The 6313-nt window shown below is 38.5% G+C and carries 6 protein-coding genes and 1 tRNA gene; 6 read left to right on the top strand and 1 reads right to left on the bottom strand.

The features are described from left to right. Positions 1–664: 664 nt before the first annotated feature. Both HY063_11580 and HY063_11575 read left to right on the top strand, forming a co-directional pair. Positions 665–982, top strand: coding sequence for a hypothetical protein (locus HY063_11580; protein ID MBI3502422.1), 318 nt, complete (start codon positions 665–667; stop codon positions 980–982). A gap of 5 nt (positions 983–987) precedes the next feature. Beyond that, on the top strand, positions 988–2346 hold the full coding sequence (locus HY063_11575) for a tyrosine-type recombinase/integrase (protein ID MBI3502421.1): 1359 nt from the start codon (positions 988–990) through the stop codon (positions 2344–2346). 124 nt (positions 2347–2470) lie between these two features. Here the strand turns inward: HY063_11575 and HY063_11570 are convergent. Beyond that, positions 2471–2543: transfer RNA gene (locus tag HY063_11570), tRNA-Phe, on the bottom strand. An 82-nt stretch (positions 2544–2625) separates the two neighbouring features. Here HY063_11570 and HY063_11565 point away from each other — a divergent pair. From HY063_11565 to HY063_11550, 4 genes are read left to right on the top strand one after another with little or no spacing between them, the layout of a single operon-like run. Continuing rightward, positions 2626–3369: a type III pantothenate kinase gene (locus tag HY063_11565; GenBank protein ID MBI3502420.1), complete on the top strand. Its 744-nt coding sequence runs from the start codon at positions 2626–2628 to the stop codon at positions 3367–3369. Next, complete coding sequence (locus tag HY063_11560) at positions 3359–4687, top strand: hypothetical protein (GenBank protein MBI3502419.1); 1329 nt, start codon at positions 3359–3361, stop codon at positions 4685–4687. The genes HY063_11565 and HY063_11560 overlap by 11 nt, the downstream gene beginning before the upstream one ends. Next, a complete protein-coding gene (gene lptC, locus HY063_11555; GenBank protein MBI3502418.1) occupies positions 4680–5291 on the top strand; it encodes an LPS export ABC transporter periplasmic protein LptC in 612 nt (203 codons plus the stop codon). The genes HY063_11560 and lptC overlap by 8 nt, the downstream gene beginning before the upstream one ends. Positions 5292–5331: 40 nt before the next feature. Then, positions 5332–6261, top strand: a complete 930-nt coding sequence (locus HY063_11550; protein ID MBI3502417.1) for a UDP-3-O-(3-hydroxymyristoyl)glucosamine N-acyltransferase — start codon at positions 5332–5334, stop codon at positions 6259–6261. Positions 6262–6313 lie beyond the last annotated feature (52 nt).

Raw genomic sequence — 6313 nt, 5'->3', positions numbered from 1 at the left:
TTTTCACGAATTTTTTTTGCTTGCATAGATGTACCCATCAAAACCCTATATGTTCCTTTCCTGCACCCTTGATGCACCCTTCATGTTCCTTTGATGCATGCTTCATACTGCATCCATATAGCTATCACATTCTTTTTGTCCTGCACCGTAATGCATCGCATTGCATCGCAATCCATCGTAATCGAATCACAGAACCATCCTAACCGAATCACATGGACTTTTAAAAAAAAATTATAGACAGTTTTTATTTTTTATAAATTTTTTTATGACAAATTGAAAAAAACATTTTGTCATAAAAGTCATATTATATGACAAACTTTCTCTGGCATCAATTAACCTTAACTAACAAAAAGTTTTCTTAGGTTACTCTAAGTTTCCGAAACTTCCCGAACATTCCCGAATGCTCCCGAATGCTTCATGGCGAACTCTGACAAAAAAATTCCTTGACAGGTTTTTGATAATGGTATGCTATAAATTTTTCACATGTCCAAATTTTATTGCTGAAACTTATTGGCTCCTTTCAAAGAGAAAGCAGACAAACTTCCTTACAAAAGTTTGGGCTGCTGAAAGAATATCCCGAAGTTCAAAGCAAAAAATAAGGGCATGAAAACACCGAAGTTGTATAGTGAATTTACCGATTCCAATATTGAGAATAAAGGAAGCGATGGCTCTGCTCAAAATCAAAGATGCAAGAACCTTCGATGCATGGTGCGAAAAGCATGGAGTAACAATTTTCAGCGATGTGGGAGGCAAATATATTTACGAGCAGGAATTTTATTTCAAAATTATGAAGCCAATCATTGAAGAGATGAAAAAGAAATATCCTGATTGGCATGAACGGTTTTTTTCTGAAGAACTTATCGGAGAAAATCCAACGGCAAAACTTTCAACAGTAAATAATAAATCAAAAAAATATCTTCCTCAAGGAAAAAACGAAGCAAAGTATCTGAATAAACTTTTGGAAATAGCAACTAAAAAATAAACACTATGGTAAAACCGCTTTACATTCCACCCTCAAAAAGTTACAGAGGGCTAACTGTATTCTGCACCAAATGCAATACCAATGTTGCCGAAACATGCAGAGACACCGATAAACCCATTCAGCGTTGCCCGTTTGCCGATAAGCATCGTTTCAAAATCTACCTTCATATTCCCGGCACGAAAAATAAAAGAGTCACCAAGATTTTTGACACGCGGAATCTCGATGAAGCAATTTCACAAGCGATTCAATTCAGAAAGGAAATGGAGGAAAATAATTTCGCTGAAATATCCTCTTCAAAAATTATCAGACAAAATAAAATTACAGAAAGAAAAATTCAAACGGAGAATAATATCCAACCGCAACTTTTACTTCAGATTCAATCAAGGTATCTCGGATTTCTTTCAGGAGATAAAGAAATCTGCCCCTCGTATATGTTTCGACCGCGCAGTAAAGAACATTTGGATGATATTTCACGAGGAATGGCTTGCCTGATTACTGCACTAAAGGAATCAGGATATTTTTTAGAGGAATTAAAAATTACGGATATCGATAAACACGCAGTAGGAGTATTCTATGACTATATGCAGCAGAAAAAATTATCGGGAAGAACAATTAATAAATATCTCGGCTACTTTACAACGATGTATAAATGGCTGATTACACAAGAAGGTTACCAGATTCAGAATATTTTTGAAGGAGTGAGAAGACATTCTGTAAAGGCAATGGATATAGAATCAATTACAGAAGAAGAACTCGAAAAAATATTAGAAGCGGTTCAGAACAAAGAATTAGGAAAAGAAAAACTCAGCACCGGAGAAATAAAATCACTTTGGAAACCCTGGCTCAGGGATGCAATTCTGCTTTCCATATTCAGCGGAAGAAGAGCCGCTGAAATTTTTCACCTGCGTTTTTCTTCCATCACAGAAGAAAAAGAGGAAATGACTTTCATAAAATCAGAAGACATCAAGGTGAATAAAATTAAAAACCTGCAAGGGGATTCTAAAAAATATGTTTCAATCCCGATTACTGCCGAACTGAAAAAACTTTTATTGAAATTGGGGTATAATGAAAACAGGGGAACAGAAAAATATATCATCGCTGATTCAGAAAGAATGAAACGCGATACAATGGCAAGGCATTTATGGAGAGCTTTCGGACATTACGCAAAGCAAATCGGGATCAATAAAACTTTCAAGTCACTCCGTAAAACGCACGCCAGCGCGCTTGCTGCAAGAATTGGCGCAGAGAACGCAAGAATAATCACCGGACACAGCGCATTAAAAGTTTTGGAAGACCATTACTTCGATAAAAAAGTGATTGGAAAAGTGGCGCAGGATTTCAGCGTATTCGGAAAGGCATCCTGAAATTTCCCCACTCCATTCCCCACTTGCCACCCCACTTGAGTCCTTTTTCAAAGTTGAAATTGAAGCCTATTAAAAGCAAAAGACGCTCGATTTCCCCTATGAAAACCGAGCGTCTTGCTGTTTGTGGCACCTGCTGGAGTTGAACCAGCGACACACGGATTTTCAGTCCGTTGCTCTACCAACTGAGCTAAGATGCCATGTCAGAAAAATTTCTTTTTCAAAAAAACGAATGGCAAATGTAAATAAATCTGTGTAATCAGCATTTGCTAATTTCGCTCTGTGAATTTGGTGATTGACATAGGAAATACACTTGCAAAAACGGCTGTGTTTGATGGAAAAGAATTAATTTCTTTTTCTTCTTTCGAAAAGATTTCCATAGACAATTTACAAGAACTTCTTTTGAAAAATTCTTCCGTTAAAAATGTGATTCTTTCCTCGGTTGCGAATTATGACAAAAATATTTTTGAATATATAAAATCAAAATATAATTCTATTGAACTCTCCCACGAAACAAAACTTCCGATTGAAAATATTTATCGAACTCCTGAAACATTAGGCAAAGACCGTTTAGCATGTGCAGTAGGCGCAAATTCTCTCTTCAGAAATCAAAATGTGCTGGCGGTTGATGCCGGCACGTGCATTAAATATGATTTTGTGAACGAGGAGAATCAATATTTAGGCGGAGGAATTTCTCCGGGAATTGAAATGCGTTTCAAAGCGCTGAATCAATTCACCGATAAACTTCCACTTCTCAATTATAAATATTTTGATAAACTCATAGGAGAAAACACCGATGAGTCCATTTTTTCCGGTGTGATGAACGGAGTGGCAGAAGAAGTGAAAGGCATTATTTCGCGTTACAAAGAACAATATCCCGATGTTAAAGTCGTTTGCACGGGTGGTTATATGAAATTCCTTGAAAAGATTTTTAATATCTCTGCGAGCGGAAATTCTAACATCTTTGCAGATTCATTTTTAGTGCTGAAGGGGCTTAACGTAATTCTAAATTATAATGTTGAATAAAAGTTTCAGTTTTCAGTTTTCAGTTTTCAGTTTTAGTATTTTTTTAATTTTTAATTTTTCTTTTTTAATTTCCGTTGGACAATCGTTCACCAATTCTCCTTACTCGCGTTTTGGTTTGGGCGAACTTCAGTACGGAGGTTTTGCCAGCAACATTCCGCTCGGAGGAATTTATAACGCGCTGCGCAATGATACCACTGCGCCTTACTTTATTAATACTTCCAATCCGGCTTCGCATTCTTCGCTGCGGCTCACGGCTTTTGATTTTGGTGTGAGAAGCAATTTCACAAAACTGGAAACCACCGGCAAAAAATTTTCTTCCAATCAAACTGCGCTTTCGCACATGGCGCTTGCGTTTCCGGTTACGAAATGGTGGGGAGCAAGTTTTGGTTTGCTACCGTATAGTTCGGTCGGATATAAAATTCACACCGAGCAATCTCAGGACAGCATCGGCACGGTGAAATATTCTTACCAGGGCGAAGGCGGTTTAAATCAACTTTACTTTGGAAATGGTTTTCGCATAAAAAATTTTTCGCTGGGAGTAAATGCCGCTTATCTTTTTGGCGATTTGGTTTTTTCCAGCCGCGATTCTTTTCCCAGCGGCTCAGGTTTTTATAATACCAGATTTTCGCAGACAACCCGCGTAAGCAATTTTTACTTTACGCTTGGAACACAATATAAAATTCAACTGAAGAAAAACTGGTCGCTCACACTGGGCGCAACGGGCGGAATGAAAAGTTATCTGAAAGCAAAGCGCTCCACTTTTGCCGCAACGTATACAAATTATTTCGGAGTGGAAGTGATGAAAGATACTATCCTCAACGATCAGGATGTAAAAGACACAGTGATTATTCCGATGATGTTTGGCGGAGGTGTTGTTTTGAAGAAAGGAGATAAATGGCTTTTCGGTTTTGATTATTCCCTGCAGCAATGGTCATCCTTCTCTTCGCTTAATCAAGCGGGACTTTTGAAAAACAGCCAGCGAATTTCTTTTGGAGTGCAATATGTTCCGAACAAGTCAGCAGGAACAAAAGAATCCTACGCAAAAAAAATATTTTACCGCGCAGGTTTTCGCTATGCCAGTTCATATCTTGATTTGAATAATGTGCAGTTGAAAGATAGAGCAATTACTTTTGGCGCAGGTTTCCCGCTGAAAAAAATTAAAGTGGGAGATACGTATTCGCAGTCCATCATAAATGTTGCGGTAGAACTCGGGCAATTCGGAACTACAGAAAATAATCTCGTTCGCGAAAAATACGTGAAAGTGATTCTCGGCTTCACGCTGAACGATAAATGGTTTATCAAAAGAAAATATGATTAGAATATACCCCTTCCCTAAAGGGAGTAAAAGCAATTTTTTATTTAATCCCAGAAGTGTAATTATTTTTTTATTTCTCCCTTTAGGGTTGGGGCTTCTTCTTTCCTGCCGCACCGATATTCAAACCATCAACCAGGTTACCATAGACAAAAATGCTCCTTTGGAAACAATGAAGGATGTTGAAATTATGTACAGCGATTCCGGAAAAGTGAAAATGAAACTTTCCGGTCCGCAACTCGACCGCTTCAACAAAGAAAAACCATATGTTGAATTTCCCAAAGGAGTGAATGTTCTTTTTTATGACGACTCCATGAAAGTAAATTCAAAACTAAAAGCCGATTACGGAATCCGCTGGGAGAAGGAAGAAAAAATGGAAGTGAAGCGAAATGTGGAAGTAGTGAATATTAAAGATGAAAAATTAAACACCGAAGATTTAATCTGGGAAGAAGGGAAAGATAAAATTTACACCGATGCGTTTGTGAAAATAACTACCAAAGACGAAGTGATGTACGGTGACGGACTTGAATCGAACCGCGATTTCACAAAATATAAAATCAAAAACATTAAGGGCACAATATCTCTGCAAGATGAAAAAGAAAATAAGTAATTGTAATTCGTAATTTCGTAATGTTTAGTTATCCGTACCTATGAAATTTTCATCACCACAGAAATTAAAAGACATTGCTTCTCTCATCAGCGCTGAAATAACCGGCAATGAAAAAATAATTGTGGAAGGAATAAACGAAATCAATGTGGTGGAAGAAGGCGATATTGTTTTTGTTGACCATCCGAAATATTACGGCAAGGCGCTCGAATCAAAAGCAGCGGTTGTCATCATCAATAAGAAAGTGGATTGCCCCGAAGGAAAAGCGCTGCTTGTTTGTGATGACCCTTTCTCCGCCTTCAACAGAATTACCGCGCAGTTTTCCTCGCGCTCGTTTTCGCAGAAACCCATCAGCGATTCTGCCGTCATCGGTAAAAACACGCGCATCATGCCGAATTGTTTCATAGGAGATAATGTTCGCATAGGCGATAACTGCACCATTCATCCCAACGTAACCATTTATGATAATTGCATCATCGGCAGCAATGTGATTCTTCATTCGGGCGTTGTGATTGGAGCCGATGCTTTTTATTACAAGAAGCGCGCAACCGGGCACGATAAACTTTTCTCCTGCGGAAAGGTAATTATTGAAGACAACGTGGAGATTGGCGCTCTCTCAAGCATTGACCGTGGTGTGACCGGAGAAACAATTATCGGGCGCGGAACAAAAATTGACAATCACGTGCAAGTGGGGCACGATACAAAAGTGGGGAAGAATTGTTTGTTCGCTTCGCAGGTGGGAATTTCGGGTGCGTGCATAATTGAAGATGATGTTGTGTTATGGGGGCAGGTGGGCGTTCCATCAAAAATAAAAATCGGGAAAGGTGCAGTGCTGCTCGGGCAATCGGCACCGGCAAAAAATCTGGAAGGCGGAAAAACCTATCTCGGCAGTCCTGCCGATGAATCCATGAAAAAGTTCCGCGAACTTGCCGCTATGAGAAAACTTCCTGAAATAGTTATAAAACTTTCGTAAATATTTTTTGTACCAAGCAACCATTTACTTTCTTTTGACGTCTTACTTATAA

It is taken from the genome of Bacteroidota bacterium, from assembly GCA_016195025.1.
GTDB lineage: Bacteria > Bacteroidota > Bacteroidia > Palsa-948 > Palsa-948 > Palsa-948.
The sequence above is the reverse complement of the archived record's forward strand: the minus strand, read 5'-3'. Positions and strand labels throughout refer to the sequence as shown.